At 65.9% G+C, this 17397-nt stretch carries 14 protein-coding genes; 11 read left to right on the top strand and 3 right to left on the bottom strand.

Annotated features, from left to right (window positions below; genetic code table 11):
- Positions 1–14: 14 nt before the first annotated feature.
- A complete protein-coding gene (locus ACFRAH_RS00920) occupies positions 15–3263 on the top strand; it encodes a choice-of-anchor D domain-containing protein (RefSeq protein ID WP_377989028.1) in 3249 nt (1082 codons plus the stop codon).
- A gap of 9 nt (positions 3264–3272) precedes the next feature.
- Here the strand turns inward: ACFRAH_RS00920 and ACFRAH_RS00915 are convergent, their stop codons facing one another.
- Together ACFRAH_RS00915 and ACFRAH_RS00910 are read right to left on the bottom strand one after the other, a co-directional pair.
- Entirely contained in the window at positions 3273–3887 is a 615-nt protein-coding gene (locus ACFRAH_RS00915) for a carbonic anhydrase (protein WP_377989026.1), read from the bottom strand.
- A 21-nt stretch (positions 3888–3908) separates the two neighbouring features.
- Positions 3909–5402: a PucR family transcriptional regulator gene (locus tag ACFRAH_RS00910; RefSeq protein ID WP_377989024.1), complete on the bottom strand. Its 1494-nt coding sequence runs from the start codon at positions 5400–5402 to the stop codon at positions 3909–3911.
- A gap of 176 nt (positions 5403–5578) precedes the next feature.
- Between ACFRAH_RS00910 and speB the strand changes: the two genes are divergently transcribed.
- The 7 genes from speB (at position 5579) to ACFRAH_RS00875 (ending at position 13911) form a co-directional block, all read left to right on the top strand.
- Positions 5579–6580, top strand: a complete 1002-nt coding sequence (gene speB / locus ACFRAH_RS00905) for an agmatinase (RefSeq protein WP_377989022.1) — start codon at positions 5579–5581, stop codon at positions 6578–6580.
- Positions 6580–8028: a purine-cytosine permease family protein gene (locus ACFRAH_RS00900; RefSeq protein WP_377989021.1), complete on the top strand. Its 1449-nt coding sequence runs from the start codon at positions 6580–6582 to the stop codon at positions 8026–8028. The genes speB and ACFRAH_RS00900 overlap by 1 nt, the downstream gene beginning before the upstream one ends.
- A 15-nt stretch (positions 8029–8043) precedes the next feature.
- Positions 8044–9546 carry an aminobutyraldehyde dehydrogenase gene (locus tag ACFRAH_RS00895; RefSeq protein WP_377989019.1) on the top strand — a complete coding sequence of 501 codons (1503 nt, stop codon included), beginning with the start codon at positions 8044–8046 and terminating at the stop codon, positions 9544–9546.
- Positions 9547–9575: 29 nt separating this feature from the next.
- Positions 9576–10868 (top strand): D-arabinono-1,4-lactone oxidase, encoded by a 1293-nt coding sequence (locus ACFRAH_RS00890; protein ID WP_377989017.1) that lies wholly within the window; start codon positions 9576–9578, stop codon positions 10866–10868.
- 200 nt (positions 10869–11068) lie between these two features.
- The gene (locus tag ACFRAH_RS00885; protein ID WP_377989015.1) at positions 11069–11506 is read left to right on the top strand and encodes a CBS domain-containing protein; all 438 of its coding nucleotides are present in this window, start codon (positions 11069–11071) and stop codon (positions 11504–11506) included.
- Positions 11507–11755: 249 nt separating this feature from the next.
- On the top strand, positions 11756–12955 hold the full coding sequence (locus tag ACFRAH_RS00880; protein ID WP_377989013.1) for a pyridoxal phosphate-dependent aminotransferase: 1200 nt from the start codon (positions 11756–11758) through the stop codon (positions 12953–12955).
- Positions 12952–13911, top strand: a complete 960-nt coding sequence (locus ACFRAH_RS00875; RefSeq protein ID WP_377989011.1) for a 2-hydroxyacid dehydrogenase — start codon at positions 12952–12954, stop codon at positions 13909–13911. The genes ACFRAH_RS00880 and ACFRAH_RS00875 overlap by 4 nt, the downstream gene beginning before the upstream one ends.
- A 147-nt stretch (positions 13912–14058) precedes the next feature.
- Here ACFRAH_RS00875 and ACFRAH_RS00870 read toward each other — a convergent pair whose 3' ends face one another.
- Positions 14059–14181: a hypothetical protein gene (locus ACFRAH_RS00870; protein ID WP_377989009.1), complete on the bottom strand. Its 123-nt coding sequence runs from the start codon at positions 14179–14181 to the stop codon at positions 14059–14061.
- A 534-nt stretch (positions 14182–14715) separates the two neighbouring features.
- On the opposite strand from ACFRAH_RS00870, the gene ACFRAH_RS00865 reads away from it, so the two are divergent.
- The 3 genes from ACFRAH_RS00865 (at position 14716) to ACFRAH_RS00855 (ending at position 17108) form a co-directional block, all read left to right on the top strand.
- Positions 14716–15468, top strand: coding sequence for a DUF429 domain-containing protein (locus ACFRAH_RS00865; protein WP_377989008.1), 753 nt, complete (start codon positions 14716–14718; stop codon positions 15466–15468).
- Positions 15469–15603: 135 nt separating this feature from the next.
- A complete protein-coding gene (locus ACFRAH_RS00860) occupies positions 15604–15858 on the top strand; it encodes a helix-turn-helix transcriptional regulator (RefSeq protein ID WP_377989006.1) in 255 nt (84 codons plus the stop codon).
- Positions 15855–17108, top strand: coding sequence for a HipA domain-containing protein (locus tag ACFRAH_RS00855; RefSeq protein ID WP_377989004.1), 1254 nt, complete (start codon positions 15855–15857; stop codon positions 17106–17108). The genes ACFRAH_RS00860 and ACFRAH_RS00855 overlap by 4 nt, the downstream gene beginning before the upstream one ends.
- Positions 17109–17397 lie beyond the last annotated feature (289 nt).

Genomic DNA, 17397 nt, shown 5'->3' with positions numbered 1-17397 from the left:
TGGGAGGAGCCGGCGTGGCCGACGTCGGGACGATTGCCCACGATACGCTCCGCACCGGGTGGGACAGCAACGAGACCATCCTCTCGCCGTCGTCCGTCTCGTCGGCAAACTTCGGCAAGCTCTTCTCGACGGCGGTAGACGGGCAGGTCTACGCGCAGCCACTGGTGGTCGGCGGCACCGTGATAGCCGCGACCGAGAACAATGCCGTCTACGGGCTGGACAGTGACACGGGGGCAACCAGGTGGCAGCGTTCCCTCGGGCCGGCCTGGCCGGCGTCGACCGTGAGCTGCGGTGACCTCACACCCAACATCGGCATTACGTCCACCCCTGTCTTCGACCCGGCAACAAACAGCGTGTTCCTGCTGGCAAAGACGAACGACGGCGCGAGCCCCCAGCTCCCCCACTGGTACATGCACTCACTCGACCAGGTGACCGGGGCGGAGCGCGCCGGGTTTCCCGTCCTCATCAGCGGCGCCCCCACCAACGACCCGACCCGCCCCTTCAACGCGATGACCGCCATGCAGCGGCCGGGACTGCTCCTGATGAACGGGGTGGTGTATGCGGGCTTCGCCAGCCACTGCGACTACACGCCCTTCGTCGGCTACGTCATCGGCGTGTCCACCAGCGGACGGCAGGCAACCATGTGGGCCACCGAGTCAGGCAACGCCAACGCGGAGGGCGGGATCTGGCAGTCCGGCGGAGGACTGGTCTCCGACGGTCCCGGCCAGATCCTGTTTGCCACCGGGAACGGCATCTCCCCCAAGGCCGGTCCCGGCAATGCGCCTCCCAGCACGCTGGCGGAATCGGTGGTCAGGCTCCGGGTCGGAAGTGACGGCAACCTGAGCCCCACCGACTTCTTCAGCCCGGCCGGCAACCTCAGGCTGGACCAGAGCGACGCCGACCTGGGCGCCGGCGCCCCGGTTGCCGTCCCTGACGGCTATGGCACGGCCGAGCACCCGCACCTGCTGGCCCAGGTGGGCAAGGACGGGCACGTCTACCTGCTGGACCGGGACAGTCTGGGCGGCATGGCGCAGGGACCGGACGGCACTGATGCGGTCCTCGATGCGGCCGGACCCTACAACGGCGTGTGGGGACGGCCCGCGTTCCTCGGCACGAATGACGGCGGGTATCTCTACACAGTCGAGAACAGGGGGTTCCTCCGCGCTTTCAAGCTTGTGCCCGGCGCCACGGGCGGGATCAGGCTCGCCTCCGTCGGGACATCAGCGGGCACCTTCGGGTACACGTCCGGCGCCCCGACGGTGACGTCTTCCGGCACCGACGGATCGTCCGCCCTCGTGTGGGCGGTCTACTCCACCGGAGGAACCGGCGTCAATGCGGAACTGCGGGCCTACCGTGCCCTCCCGGACAGCACGGGCTCACTCCAGCAGGTGTTCAGCACCCCGATTGGCACGGCGGCCAAGTTCTCCTCGGTGGCCACGGACAACGGCAGGGTGTTCGTCGGCACCCGCGACGGCCACGTGCTGGGCTTCGGTTCCCCGACGACTGCAGCCGTGGGCGCCACATCCACAGACCTGGGCACGGCCGGGGTGGACGCCAGCCAGACCGGCAATGTTACGATCACCGCCACCCGGGCGGTGACGCTTAGCTCCATCACGGCTGCCGCGCCGTTCGGGATCGGAACGCTGACCAGCCTGCCTGCCACGTTGGCGACCGGCGACAGCCTCACCGTGCCGGTGATCTTCTCGCCGACAGCTCCCGGGCAGGCCGACGGCACCCTGACTGTCAAAACGGCCGACGGCGAGACCGTTCTCCTCGGTGTCCACGCCGTCGGCACCAGGGACGGCCTGGGCGCCACCCCGGCGGCGCTCCGGTTCACGGACGTGCCGGTCCCCACACTCAGCCGGCAAACTGTCAACATCGTCAACACCGGTGCCACCGTCGTCGAAATCACCGGCGTCACCCTGCCGGCCAATGCGGAGCTTAGCGTCGACGCGACGACGCTCCCGGTGGTGGGCCAGCAGATCCAGCCCCTCGCCTCGGTGCCGGTGTCCGTGACTTTCAGCCCCACGATCGCGGACCCGGTGACGGACTCGCTGGTGATCGCCAGCGACCGCGGCTCCGTGACCGTGCCGCTTAACGCAACCGCCGTCTCCGGTGCCGCGCACCTGCAGATGCCGCCCTCGCTGGACTTCGGGGACGTCCCCGTCGGGACGTCGGCCACGGCAGACTTCACCATCCTCAACACCGGCAACATCCCGATGACCATCACCAAGGCGAAGGCGCCGCTGGGTGCCTTCGCGACGAGCGCCCCCATTTCCGAGGGCATCACGATTCCCCCGGGTGAGTCGGCCTTCCAGAGCGTGACCTTCACGCCGACGGCCCTCGGACAGGCCGGCACACAGGACACTTTCTACCTGATCACCGCCGATGACGGCCAAGGCGCGCAGCAGGTCATGCTCACCGGTAACGGCACCGACGACCCGATCGCCGTCAAGGCGCAGCAGATCGGCGCCGGCCGCCCTGGGTCGAGCCTCGGCCGGGCGCTCACAGACCAGTACGCCGTCACGGGCGGAAAGTGCCAGGACTTTGTCCTCGGGGTGATCTGCTGGTCGCCCGAGACAGGGGCGCATGAAGTCCATGCCGCGGTCTACACCAGCTACAAGGCCGCGGGCGGGGCCGCCGGTGTGCTCGGTTTCCCGACAACGGACATGACGGTCACGCCTGACGGCGTCGGCCGCTACAACGACTTCTCCGGTTTCGGTGGATCCTCGATCTACTGGTCGCCCAAGACAGGCGCCCATGAGATCCACGGTGCGATCCGGACCGAATGGATCTCCCTGGGCGCGGAGAAGGGCCCGCTCGGCTATCCAGTCACCGACGAGAAAGCCACCCCTGACCGGGTGGGCCGCTACAACCACTTCTCCGGTTCCGGCGGGGCATCGGTCTACTGGTCACCCAAGACGGGTGCCCACGAAATCCACGGTTCGATCCGCACCAAGTGGGCGTCCCTGGGCTGGGAGAAAGGCCCGCTCGGCTACCCCATCACCGACGAAAAAGTCACTCCCGGCGGGGCGGGCCGCTACAACCACTTCTCCCGGGGGGCCTCGATCTACTGGTCATCCAAGACCGGCGCCCGCGAAGTCCACGGCGCGATCCGCACCATGTGGGCGTCCCTGGGCTGGGAGAAAGGCCGGCTTGGCTTCCCGATCACCGACGAGTATTCGGTTCCCGCCGGCCGCGAATCCGATTTCCGCGGCGGGCGGCTGGTCTGGAACGCCCGGACAGGGGTGGTCAGCGGATAGCGGCAGGCTTCAGAGGACGCCGGACGTGGACACGAGCTGCGCCCGGCCTTCCTCGAGCCGGTATGCAACGCCGATCACGGCGGTGGAGTAATTATCCACGGCGTCATAAATCATCCTTGAACTGTCCAGCAGCCGGCGCACGGTCTGCTTGGCGTGTTCGACCACCATGTCGTTGACGTCGGTCTTGTTCTCGCGCAGCGAGCCCAGCACCGACGGTGTGATCCGTTCCACCAGATCGCGGATGTGGCCCTGCGGCACGTCGCCGGATTCCACGGCCTCTTTCGCCGCAGTGACGGCGCCGCAGTTGTCGTGGCCGAGGACGACAACCAGCGGGACGTGCAGTACCGAGACGGCGTACTCGAGCGAGCCGAGCACGGCGTCGTCGATCACGTGCCCGGCCGTGCGGACAACGAAGACGTCGCCCAGGCCGACGTCGAAGATGATCTCCGCCGCGAGACGGGAGTCGGCGCAGCCAAAGATGACCGCGAAAGGGTTTTGGGTGTTCACCAGCTCGCTGCGGCGGGTGGCGTTCTGGTTCGGGTGCCTGGAATCCCCCGCGACGAAACGCTCGTTGCCTTCCAGGAGGCGCTGCCAGGCATCGTACGGGCTGATCCGGTTGCTCACCCTGCTTACTTTACGGGTGCTTCACTTCCTCATGGCCTCGTGGATCTGCAGCGCAAACCAGAGCTGCGCCACGGTGGACGTTTCACCCATGTCCAGGCCCGTCAGCTCACCGATCTTACGCATGCGGTAAATGATGGTCTGCCGGTGCGCGAAGAGTGCGGAAGCCGTCTTCTGCCACGACCTTTGGGTGTCCAGATACGTCTTCAGCGTCACCAGGAGATCGCCCTCCTGGCTTTGCTCGTAGTCGAAAATCGGGCCCAGCAGGCGCTGGACCAGCGCCGCCCCTTCCTCGAAGCCCGTAAGCCCCAGCCACGACGGGCCCTGGGCGTAGCGGGACAGTGCCAGCTTGTTGGCCTGGGCCGAACCGAGGGCCCACAACGATTCCTGCAGCGCCCGCTGGATGCCGGCGGCAGTGGCGGGAGCACTGATGCCGATCCGTGCGCCCGGCCCCGCACAGTGAAGCAGCAGGTCGTCGGCAGCGTCAGCAGGAACGGCCACGTGCAGCCTGTCATTCCGCTTCAGCGATGCGGCGGCGACGCCGTGACGCCAAAGTTCGACGTGGACGTTCGCCAGCCAGTCGCCGTCGTCCGCCGAGACCGAAGCCATCAGGAAATCCTGGGCCGGCACATCGAAGGCCGCCAGCCGGCTTTCCGCTTCCGCCGTCCCCAGCCTGCCGTCCAGGGCCTGCAGCAGGAATTCGCCGGCCAGCCGGTGGCGGCTTTCCAGGGACAGGACTGTCTGTGAAAGCTGCAGTCCCAGGACTGTTGCGGCATGCAGAAGCACGACGGCGTCCGGGTGCGGTTCGCTGTTGGGAAGCACCACCAGGAGGGCGTTGGCATGGGTAGGGATGTCCATCGTCAGCACGTGCCTGCCGCGGACCCGGTGCCACTGGAAATTCTTGCCCGCGGGCGTGACGTGTCCCGGCGACGGCGCCCACGCGTCCGCGAGGAAATCCGGGAGCGGCCGGCCCTCGGGATGCCACGGGTGCAGGCACCGCCGGTCCACCACCAGCAGGTCGGCGTCCAGCTCGGCGGCCAGTCTCCGGACAAGGCTCTGCCAATGGTCCCCCGCTTCTCCGGCGGTGCGGAGGAGGTCGTAGACGCGGGCTGTCTGGCGGAGGCGGTGTGATTCCTCGAGCAAGGACGACTCCGCCACGGACCGGGCAATGGCAATGAAGGGCAGCGGGTACGGGATGTTGATCAGGGGCAACGGCAGCCGGTCGCACGCAGCAAGGAACTCAGGGCGCAGCTCCGGAGCGTGCATCTTCTCGCCAATGGCCAGGGCGCTGGCGCCGGAATCGACCATCGCCTCGGCAAGCGCCACCTGTCCGGCGGCATCCGCTGGGATGGACAGGCCGTTGGTCATCATGAGCTCACCGCCGGTGACCCACTCCCACAGCCGTGGCAGGTCCGAGGTGTGGGCCCAGGTGATGCGGTTGTCGCGGCCTTCCGATCCGGCCATGAGCGTGAGCCCAAGCTGGGGTTCGGCTACGAGTTCAGCCACGGTTATTGCCACGGAATGCGCTCCTGGTTGCTGCTGGGCCGCCCGTTTGCAGGCGTTTATACATATGTCTAAGGGCCTCGGCCATTTGTAGTCAATCTACCGCTATACGCCGTGATGCGGGTCACCAAGAATTGAATTACCTACTTCCCGCTCAAAGGCGAGCACCCCTCTCCCCGAAGGATTCCGGCATGACAACGCACCAACCCATTGGCCCCGTCGACGCAACCAAAGTCCCCCGGTTCGCCGGCCTTGGCACTTTCGCCAGGCTGCCCCAGATCGACCGCGTACCGGACTACGACATTGCAATCGTCGGTGTGCCGTTCGACGGCGGGACCTCCTTCCGGCCCGGCGCCCGTTTCGGTCCTGCCGCAGTCCGCGAGGCTTCCCGGCTCCTGCGTCCCGGATACCATCCCGAACTCGATGTTGAGCCTGTGTATGAAGTCCAGGTTGTGGACGCCGGCGACATCGCCTGCACGCCGTACGACCTAACCCGCGCCGTCCGTGAAATCGAGGAGCAGGCGCTCCCGCTGATCAGCGGGGACAAGAAGCTCATCTCCATCGGCGGCGACCACACCATTGCACTGCCGATGCTGCGGGCTTTGAACGCGGTCCACGGACCCGTGGCGTTGCTGCACTTCGACGCCCACCTGGACACGTGGGACACATACTTCGACCAGCCGGTCACACACGGAACCATCTTCCGCCGGGCATTCGAAGAAGGCCTCCTGGTGGAGGACAAGTCCATGCACGTCGGCATCCGCGGCCCGGTTTACGACCGCAACGACTTCCTCCGCGACCACGAATTCGGCTTCCAGATCATCCGCTGCTCCGACCTGGACGTCATCGGCGTTCCGGCAGCGATCCAGCAGGTCAAGGACCGGCTCGGCAATACCCCCGTCTACGTGTCCATCGACATCGACGTCCTGGACCCGTCGTACGCGCCGGGCACCGGAACCCCTGAAATGGGCGGACTCCACTCCCGTGAACTTTTGGCACTGCTCCGCGGCCTGAACGGCATCAACATCGTGGGCGCCGACGTCGTCGAGGTCGCCCCCGCCTACGACCATGCCGACATCACCAGCGTCGCAGCGGCAACCCTGGTCTTCGACCTTCTCGCCCTGATGGTGAACCGCGGCAAGGCTGCCGCCGAGACCGTCCGGGAACTGCAGACAACCTCCCGGAGCCTGTGATGAGCACCCAAACCACTCCCGCCACGGAAGTTCCGCGGCTCGAGGACAAGACCATCCAGCCCATTCCCGCCAATGAGCGCCACGGAAAGGCCCGCGACCTTTTCACCATCTGGTTCGGCTCCAACATCATGATCATGACCATCGTGACCGGCGGACTCGCCACCACGGTGTTTGGCCTGGACTTTGCCACGGCGATCGTGGGAATCATCATTGGCAACGTGGTCGGCGGCATCTTCATGGCGCTGCATTCCGCGCAGGGCCCGCAGCTCGGCGTCGCACAAATGATCCAGACCCGCGGCCAGTTCGGGTCATACGGAGCGCTGCTGATCGTGGTGATCGTGGTCATCATGTACGTCGGGTTCTTCGCGGCCAACCTGGTCTTCGGCGGGGAAGCCATGGCCGCGGTCAGTCCAGGCATCAGCGTGGACGGCGGCATCATCATCATCGGCCTGGTCAGCGTGGTCGCCACGATCTTCGGCTACCGGCTCATCCACGCTTACGCCCGCTTCCTCAGCGTTGTGGCCGGAGCGGCCCTGCTGCTGGCCTTCATCTGGATCGTGTTCGTGCACGGACTCCCGGCAAACTTCATGGCGCAGGGCGCCTTCAACTGGGTTGGCTTCATGGGCACCATTTCCGTGTCCGCGCTCTGGCAGCTCGCCTACGCACCGTACGTTTCTGACTACTCCCGGTACATGCCGCAGGGAACCGGATCGGCACCAGCCTTCTGGGCGTCCTACTCGGGCTGCGTCCTGGGAACACTCTTCCCGATGATCCTGGGGGCCGTGGTGGGAACTCTCGCCGTGGCACTGAGCGCCGAGGCCGGCAATGTCGAAATCGTGGGAAGCCTGGGCGCCCTGCTCCAGCCATGGACCCTGGCCGTCATCGGGATCTTCTGCCTTGGCGTGGCCGCCTCCAACGCCATGAACCTGTACTGCGGGGTCCTCTGCACCCTCACCATCGGGCAGACGTTCCGGCCCAACTGGCTGCCGCACGCCAAGACCCGCAGCATCGCGTCCGTCATCATCTTCACCATCGCGCTCCTGATTGCGCTGTTCGCCCGCGACAACTTCATCTTCTTCTACACGAATTTCCTGTCCTTCCTGATGTACGTCCTGGTTCCCTGGACTGCCATCAACCTCGTTGACTACTACCTCCTGCGGCACGGCGACTACAGGGTTGAGGACTTCTTCCAGCGCGACGGCGGCGTGTACGGCCGGTTCAACCGGGTGGCCATCGGTTCGTATGTTGCCGGGGCCCTGATCCAGGTTCCGTTCTCGGCGACTGCCCTCTACACCGGCCCGCTCGCGGCAGCACTGGGAGGCGTGGACATCTCCTGGATCGTCGGCCTGGTGGTTGTCGCCCCGCTCTACTACTTCACTGCACGCGCCTTCCAGAAAAAGACCGCCGCGCCCTTTCCCACCCCCACACTCGCAAACGACCTGATCTAGCAAAGGCAAAACATCATGACCCTCACCCAGACCGAGCCGTTCACAGTCCGACGCTCCGCCGCGGACCACAGCCCCGCCGGAGTCCTTCCGCCCACCGGGCACTTCATCGGGGGATCCTTTGTTCCCGGCTCCTCCGCCCAGCTCATCGACGTCGAAAATCCTGCCACCGGGCAAGTCATCGCTGCTGTTCCGGCCGGCACCGCCGCCGACGTGGACGTGGCGGTCGAGGCGGCCGCCGCGGCCCAGACGTCCTGGGGCGCCACGACGCCCAAAGAACGCTCCGAGGTCCTGAGCCTGATCGCCAACATCATCGAAGCCAACCGCGAGGCCTTCGAGGTCATCGAATCCGCGAACACCGGCAAGCCCCGCACCGTCGCCGAGGACGACGTCTCCAGCACCATCGACACTTTCCGCTTCATGGCCGGGGCTTCCCGCACCCTCACGTCCATGGCCGGCGGCGACTACGCAACCGGACATACGTCGGTCATCCTCCGGGAGCCCGTGGGCGTGGTGGGCGTCATCACGCCGTGGAACTATCCGCTGCTGATGGCGGCCTGGAAGATCGCGCCCATCCTGGCCGCCGGCAACAGCATCGTCCTGAAGCCGTCCGAGCAGACGCCGCTGTCCACGCTGAAGCTGGCAGAAGTCCTGGCCGGACGCATCCCGGACGGCATCCTCAACGTCGTCACGGGCCAGGGCCGGACGGTTGGCCAGCGTCTCGCCGAGCACCCGGACGTTGCCCTCATCGCTTTGACCGGAAGCGTTGCCAGCGGGCGGGCAGTGGCCGAGACCGCAGCGAAATCCGTCAAGCGCGTCCACCTGGAACTGGGCGGCAAGGCTCCCGTTGTTGTATTTCCCGACGCCGACCTCCGCGCCGCTGCGGTTGGCGTGCGGAACGCCGGGTTCTGGAATGCCGGCCAGGACTGTGGCGCCGCCTGCCGCGTGCTCGTGCACGAGTCTGTGGCCGAAGAGTTCACCCGGCACCTGGTGAGGGAAGTGGGCACTTTGGTGGTCGGCGCGCCGGAGGGGGGTGACGACGTCGAAATCGGTCCCATGATCTCGCGCCCGCACTTCGAGCGCGTCAAGGAGTCGCTGGCTGACGCAAAGGCCGCAGGGCTGGAGGTGGCGATCGGCGGGTCCGCACTGGAGGGACCCGGCTATTTCATTGAGCCAACCGTGATCACGAACGTCCCGGCCGGCGCACACATCGCCACGCACGAGGTCTTCGGCCCCGTGGTGACCGTGGAGACCTTCAGTTCCACCGAAGAAGCCGTTACGCGGGCCAATGAGAGCCCCTATGGCCTGTCCGCCTCGATATGGACCCGGGACTCGAGCCTGTCGCTGAACGTGCCCAAGCGGCTCGACTTCGGCACGGTGTGGGTCAATTCGCACCTGGTGCTGGCGTGCGAAGTGCCCTGGGGCGGGTTCAAGGGATCCGGCTACGGCCGCGACCTGTCGCTCTACGCCCTGGACGACTACTCCCGCACCAAGCACGTCATGATCAACCACGGCGCATGAGCGTTCAGATCCAGCATCGGAGTCCTGCTATGACCACCGCCAACCTTCGCCGTACAGCCCCAGACCGTGCGGCAACCCCGTCCGCTCCCTTCGGCACGGACGTCACGTGGACCAACTGGGGCGGGAACCAAAGCGCGACGCCCGCTTTCACCGTCCGCCCTCGGACTGAACAGGAAGCGCTCGCCGCCGTCCGGTTCGCCATCCGCGAAGGCCTGCCCGTGCGGGCGGTCGGGTCAGGGCACTCGTCGTCGCCGCTGGTCCAGACGGGCGGTGTCCTGATGGACATGTCTGCCCTGTCGGCCATCACCGGAACCGACCGCGTCCGCCGCCGCGCCAGGGCGTTGGCCGGCACCACGATCAACGCCTTCGGGGATCCGCTCTGGGAACAAGGGCTGGCACTGGCCAACCAGGGGGACATCGACAAGCAGCAGATTGCCGGGGCCCTGGCCACGAGCACGCACGGCTCCGGGAAGGACCTGGGCAGCTTCTCCTCAGCCCTGCGCTGGGTGAAGCTGATCAACGGGTACGGCGACATCGTCGAAATCGGCGAAGGGCAGCTCCGCGAACTCAGGGCAGCCCAGGTTGCCCTGGGAACGCTCGGGATCTTCCTGGAAGTGGAGCTGGCGGTTGCGGACCGCTACTACCTGCAGGAACAGATCACGTATCCCACATGGTCGGAGACCGCGGCGACGTGGCAGGCTGACATCGACTCGAACCGGCACTACTCGTTCCTCTGGTGCCCGGAGGACGACTCGTGCGAACTCCTGGACCTGCCGGGCTCGCCTGAGCACCGTATGGGAAACCGCAGCTACACCAAACGGTACAACGTGGCGGAGATCCAGGACGAGGCGGGGATCTCCACTGTCGAAGGCGCACGCCTGGACCGCTCGTACCGGATCTATCCGGGCGGGTTCAACACGCCGTTCCACGAGCTCGAGTACTTTGTGCCCAGCGAACTCGGACTCACCGCCGTCGAGGCCATCCAGGACCTGATCCGGACCAAGCACCCCGACCAGAAGTACCCCGTGGAGGTCCGCTGGGTGAAGGCCGACGACGGGTACATGTCCCAGTTCCAAGGGCGCGACAGCATCGTCATCACCCTCACCACGGAACCCGGAACCGACTACTGGCAGTTCTTCCGGGACGCCGATGCGGTGCTGCGGGACTTCGAGCCGCGGGCCCACTGGGGCAAAATCCATTTCATGACCCGGAGCCGCCTGGAGCGCCTCTACCCGGAGCTGGACACCTTCATCCAGGTCCGGCGCGAGTTCGATCCGCGCGGAATGTTCCTCAACGACCACACCCGGTCCTTGTTCGCCTGACTTCCCCGGCTCCGCTCCAGACCGTTTGCGACGGGCGCTTGTGCCGGGTGGTGAATCGCCCGGCACAACCGCCTTTCCCTCCCGTTTCGGGAGGTTCGGAACCGCCGTCGACATCGGCTCCGGCCCGGGCGTAGGCTGGCAACATCGGCGCATGTGCCCGGTGACTCTGCGTCGATACTCCAATCGATGAAGGAGGACCAATGAGTGCTGTACGTGAATTCATGACTACGGATGCGCGGTGTATTAGGGAGAACCAGTCACTCGCGGATGCCGCACGGATGATGCTGGATCTGGACTGCGGATCGTTGCCGATCTGTGGTGACGACGGCAAATTGAAGGGCATGATCACCGACAGGGACATCGTGCTCAAGTGCGTTGCTGTGGGCCGCGATCCCCGCGAGGTGCTGGCCAGCGACCTCGCCACGGGCAAGCCCTACTGGATTGACGCCGATGCAAACATCGACGCCGCCATCGAAATGATGGAGAAGTACCAGGTCCGGAGGCTTCCGGTCATCGCCGACCACAAGTTGGTAGGGATCATCAGCCAGGGTGACATCGCACGCAACTACTCCGAAGAGAGGGTGGGCGAACTGGTGGAGCACATTTCGGGACGCAGCCGAATGCAGCCGAGCAACTGATCAAGCCAAGCAATTCATCAGCAAACAAGCGCCGCGGAGTTACCCTCCGTGGCGCTGCTTTGTTGCGTGGGACGTTTCTTCTGGTCCCGCTGCCCGCCAAGGACATTCGCCTGGCCTGGCACGCCATGCGGCAGGGGTGGTAATCACATTTCCCGGTTTGATATATTAGTTCCGATCGCTGATATATATTAGTTCTATATGAGGTCTTCTTCGGAGGGCCGACGTCAACTCGATGAGGAGTGGAACAGCATGCAGCAACTCGCGCACCGGCTCGAACGCCTGGGCACCGAAACCGCCTTCAGCGTCGCGCAGGCAGCCGCCGCCTGGAAGGCGAAGGGGAACCTGGTTTACCCCTTCCATCTCGGCGATATCAACATCCCCACCGCCCCGAACATCGTGGAAGCGATGAGCAAGGCGATCGCCGACGGCTACACGGGCTACTGCCCCGGCCCCGGCATCCCGCAACTGCGCGAAGCCCTTGCCGACGACATCGGCTCCCGCCGCGGTATCGAGTTCTCCCCCGAGAATGTGGTGGTGATGACCGGCGGCAAGCCCGTCATCACCAAGTTCCTGCAGGCGGTCATGAACCCCGGCCAGGAAGTGCTGTACCCCAACCCCGGCTTCCCGATCTATGAATCGCAGATCGAGTACCTCGGCGGCACGGCCGTCCCGTACCGCTATGTGCCCACGGACACGGGCTTCGCGATCGACCTGGACCAGATCCGCGCCTCGATCACGCCCAACACCGCCGCCATCATCTACAACGACCTGCAGAACCCCATCTCGGCAGAGTCGACGGCGGCCGAACGTGAGGCCATCGCACAGCTCGCTATCGAACACGACCTCTGGGTCCTCTCCGACGAGGCCTACTTCGAGACCCGCTACGAGGGCGTCTCGAGCTCGATCACATCGATCCCCGGCATGGCCGAGCGTACGGTCATCCTCTACACGTTCAGCAAGAAGTTCGCGATGACCGGCTCGCGCCTCGGCTGCGCCGTCGCCCCGCGTGAGATCGCCCAGGTGCTCAGCACGCTGAACACCAACGACGAGTCCTGCACCACGCACTATGTGCAGTGGGCCGGCGTCGAAGCGCTGCGCGGTCCCCAGGATTCGGTGCAGCAGATGCTGGACATCCTGCAGGGCCGCCGCGACACCGCCTGCGAGCTCGTCAACTCCATCCCCGGCATGCACGTCGCCGTGCCGCAGTCGACGTTCTACCTGTTCCCCGACGTCACCGAGGTCATGGAGCGCATGGGCTACACGGCTGTCGGCGACTTCGCCTCCGACGCCCTGTACAAGACCGGCGTCTCCTTCTGCACGCGCGAGCACTTCGGACGGCGGCTGCCCGGCGAGGACCGGCAGTACATCCGGCTCGCCTACTCGGGCATCGAGGTGCCGGACATCCGCGAGGGCCTGGGACGCCTGCGCGAATGGATCGTGACCGCATGAGCCGGGTAGTCGTCACAGGACGGATCCCTGACGCCGCGCTCGAACAGCTTCGTGCCGAGCACGAGGTCGATGCCTGGACCGGCCCGGAGTCGATCAGCCGCGAGGAGCTCCTGCGCCGCGTCGCCGGCGCCGACGCGATCGTGAGCCTGCTCACCGAGCGCATCGACGGCGAACTGCTCGACGCCGCAGGCCCGCAGCTCAAGGTCGTCTCAAACGTCGCCGTCGGCTATGACAACATCGACGTTCCGGCCTGCACGGAGCGCGGTGTCGTCGCCACCAACACACCGGGCGTGCTCACCGAGGCGACCGCCGACATCGCGTTCGGGCTCATCCTGATGGCAACCCGCCGCCTCGGTGAGGGCGAACGGCTCATCCGCGCCGGCCAGGCGTGGAAGTGGGGCATGTTCTTCCTGCTCGGCAGCAGCCTGCAGGGCAAGACCCTCGGCGTCGTCGGCATGGGCGGCATTGGCCAGGCGACCGCACGCAGGGCCAAGGCCTTCGGCATGGACATCGTGTACCAGTCGCGCAGCGAGATCGACCCCGCAATCGCCGCCGAACTGGGCGCCCGGCGGGTCGACCTCGACGAGCTGCTGACGGTTTCCGACGTCATTTCGCTGCACTGCCCGTACGGACCGAACACGCACCACCTGATCGGCGCGGAGCAGCTTTCGGCGATGAAGAGCTCGACCTACCTCATCAACACCGCACGCGGGCCGATCGTCGACGAAGCGGCGCTGGCCGCCGCGCTGCGTGAGGGCGTCATCGCCGGTGCCGGGCTGGACGTCTTCGAGAAAGAGCCCCAGGTCCATCCCGAGTTGCTGGACCTGGAGAATGTGACGCTCGTGCCGCACCTCGGCTCGGCCACCGTCGAGACGCGTACCGCCATGGCCGTGCTAGCCGCCGACAACACGCTCGCCGTACTCCGCGGCGAGCAGCCGCCTACACCGATCGGTTAGTAGCGGCCAACCAGCAGAAACGAGTACGGGCCCTGTCCTGAAGGACGGGGCCCGTACTCGTTTCTATGTGGAGCGTCCTCGTACCGGGAAATACCTGGACCGGCGCGCCATGCGCGTACTCATCCTCCCGGCGCAAGGACGTGCGGTTCAGGTCTGGAGGCCTGCCCGTTCCAGGGTTCTGGTGAGCTTGTCAGCGAGCAGGGTTCCGGAGCGTGCGTCGTGGCCCCGAAGGTGCTCGAGCGCTGCCAGCGCAGTGAGCGCGACATCCAACAGTTCCTCCTCAACGTCCCTGATTGTGTGCGTAACGCCTTTTCGGGGATTCTGTCCTGTCGCGCCAATGTAAGCGGCGACAACTTCGCCGGCTTCCTCAGTGATTTTCGACAGCCGTGCCCAGGTTGCGGCTTCGGGATGCCGGCTGACGTTGCCTGATCGATCCATGAGCTCAGGGCAGCCACTCCCTGCGAGAAGTCATCAAGCCCCACAGTCCCTGCTACGTTGCGTTCTTTCATACGACCACCCTTTCAAATGTCCTCGGCGACACAATAACGCCCTGCAGTACCGGCGTACCTGTCGAGCAGGGGAAGCCCGGTCCCTTCAGGGACCGGGCTTCCCGCCTCACAGGTGCCGGCGGGACTAGTGGATCGAGGCCCGCACAGACGCCATTGGCCAGCTCCTCATCGCGGCTTCACGCGCCATTACGCAGAACCTGCGATCGCGGAGGTGAAGGTGATTTGCTTACGCAATTCCACACAGCCGGTTCACCCACAGCGATGGCCAGGGGTCTGTCCTGATTAGAGTGACAGCGTGAAGACTCTCGGGGTTGACCTGGCTGCGGATCCGAAGAGAACGGCGGCTGCGGTCATCGAATGGGGCGGGGCGCAGGCAAGGCTCGTCCACCTGGCGCTCGGCTTGGGTGACGAAACCGTCGTCGAGCTTTTTGGTGCATCAGACACGACCGGGATCGACTGCCCTCTTGGCTGGCCCCGGCCTTTCCTCGAATTCCTGCTCGGCCATTTCCGGGAGGACCCTGATGCCGTGCTTCGCCACGACGGGCTGGCCGGACGTCGCGAACTTGCCTACCGGGCCACCGACCGGTTCGTCACGCGCCAAACGGGCCTCATCCCGTTGAGCGTGTCGGCGGACCGGCTAGCCCATCCGGCCATGCGCTGCGCCGTGATTCAGTCAAAAATAGCGCACCTCTGTGGCGTTCAACCCAGGGACGGTACGGGACGTCTTGTCGAGGTCTACCCTGCCGCCTCCTTGAAAATATGGGGCATCGAGGCCCGCGGGTACAAGGGCCGCGGGACGCCGGAGTCCGACGTCCGTGAGACCATGCTGGGCCAGCTCGCCGCCGCAGCGCCTTGGCTGGACCTTGCCACTTACCGCGATCAGCTGACCGCCTCTGATGATCTTCTCGATTCGGTCATCGCATCCCTGACAGCCCGCGCCGCCGCCACACGGACCACCCTGCTGCCTGGCCCGGATCAGGAGGTTGCAGCGCGTGAGGAAGGCTGGATCCACCTGCCAACCGGTTCGCTCGCCGAGCTGAACCGGTAACCGGGGCCCAGCGAAAGTCGGTGAATCCTGGGAACGTCGCCGGCGCATCGATGGCTGGAATATCGAACAATTTGAAAGAATGAACAGATGTTTGAAATATTGAACAAATCCGGATTTTCCTCGTAGGATCGATATATGGAACATGAGGCAACTCCCTTCTACCGCGCAGTGGATGCGCCCTCCCTGGGGCGGGCCATCAGCGATGCCCGCAAGGAGGCTGGCCTGACCCAGCAGGACGTGGCCGACCGGCTCAAGGTAACGCGCGGAACCATCATCAGGCTGGAACGTGGCGAAGCCGTGTCCGTCGTCGTCGCCATGCAGGCCATCAGGGTCCTGGGCCGTGACGTCGCCCTTGTCCCGCGGTTCTCCAAGCTCCAGGTCCGCCCGTGAGCGCACGGAAGTGCCTGGACGTTTTCCTTCGCGGCCAGCGGATCGGCGAGCTGAAAGGCAGCGGGCTTCGCCTGTCCTTCCAGTACGACCGGGCAACCCTGGCCGAATATGGTTCCGGGTCCATTCTGCTGTCCCTGTCCATGCCCGTGAGCAGGAACCGGCTGGACGGCCCGGAGGTCTACGACTTCTTTGACGGGCTCCTGCCCGAAGGCCAGGTGCGGTCCCACATCGCCAAGGAAAACGGACTGTCCACTCCTGACGCCTTCGGCCTCCTGCGCGTCCTGGGTGCGGACTGCGCCGGCGCTGTTCAGATCCTGCCGCCCGGCGACTCGCCCGAGGTGCCGGGCGCCGCCGTGCCCATGTCTGACAGTGAGGTCACGACCGTCGTGGAGTCGCTCCCGACCTGGGACCTGCCTGACGACTTCCTCATTACCGCGTCCTTGGGCGGGGTCCAGTCCAAGGTGCTGCTGACGCGGCACGGCGACGGCGGCTGGGCGTGGCCGGGCCGCGGGGCCGTGTCCACCCACATCATCAAACCGGAACCGCTGGAATCAACGATTCCCGATCTTCTCACCTCCGAGGACTGGGCACTGAAGACGGCAGCGGCTTCCGGCATACCGGCGGCGACGACACATCTGCAGATGTTCGGCTCCCGCCAGGCCATCGTGGTGGACCGTTACGACCGGGCGTTGGATGGCAGCCGCCTTCACCAGGAGGACTTCACCCAGGCCCTGGCGCTGGCCAGCGAAGCGAAGTACGAAGGCAGCTCCGCCCCGCCGTCGCGGCTGACCCGTCTGGTCAATGCCGCCGCCCCGCATACACGCGACGACGACGTGTTCCGCAGGGACCTGATCCGCGCCGTCGCCTTCAACCTGGCAATCGGCAACGGCGACGCCCACTCCAAGAACTACTCACTCATCCTGCGGGACGGCGGCGAGGTGCTGCTCGCGCCGCTCTACGATGTGGCCCCCACCCTGCTCCTCTACGCACCGAGCAACAACGCTGGCCACGCCATCGCCGGGCAGATCCGGCTCGGCTACATCACCCTGGACCACCTCGTGCGGGAAGGCGAAGCCTGGGGCATGGATCCTGACGACGCACGCCACACCGCAATGACCGCCCTGGAATCAATCGCAGCGGCAGCCGCCAACTCCCCCGCCCCGGACCGCCTCGACTTCCTCCGTGAGCTCGTTCCGGCCCGGGCTACCGACCTGTTGAACGGCGGTACCGCACGGCGTGCGCTGCAGTGAGCCACACAGTTCCTCCAAGACCGATTCCTCGTCCGCGGCGACGAACCGGGACACGAACTCGTCATAGGCCTCGTCAACTACGGCAACCAGCAGGAGACCCGCCCGGGGGGCGATATTCTGCGACGACCCACTGTCCGGCCGAGATGGGTTGTCCGCACTTATCCGAGGGGTAAATCGAGTGGATGGGTGCGCCGTGGGTGCCAGGTGAAGCTGGTCGGTGACGGCAGCTGATCCCTACGCGGAGCCACTAGAAAAGTCCTCTTGACCCGTCTGGGCCCCGGGCGTATAC

It is taken from the genome of Arthrobacter sp. NPDC056727, assembly GCF_042790555.1.
GTDB lineage: Bacteria > Actinomycetota > Actinomycetes > Actinomycetales > Micrococcaceae > Arthrobacter.
This window is presented reverse-complemented; position numbering and strand designations above follow the sequence as displayed.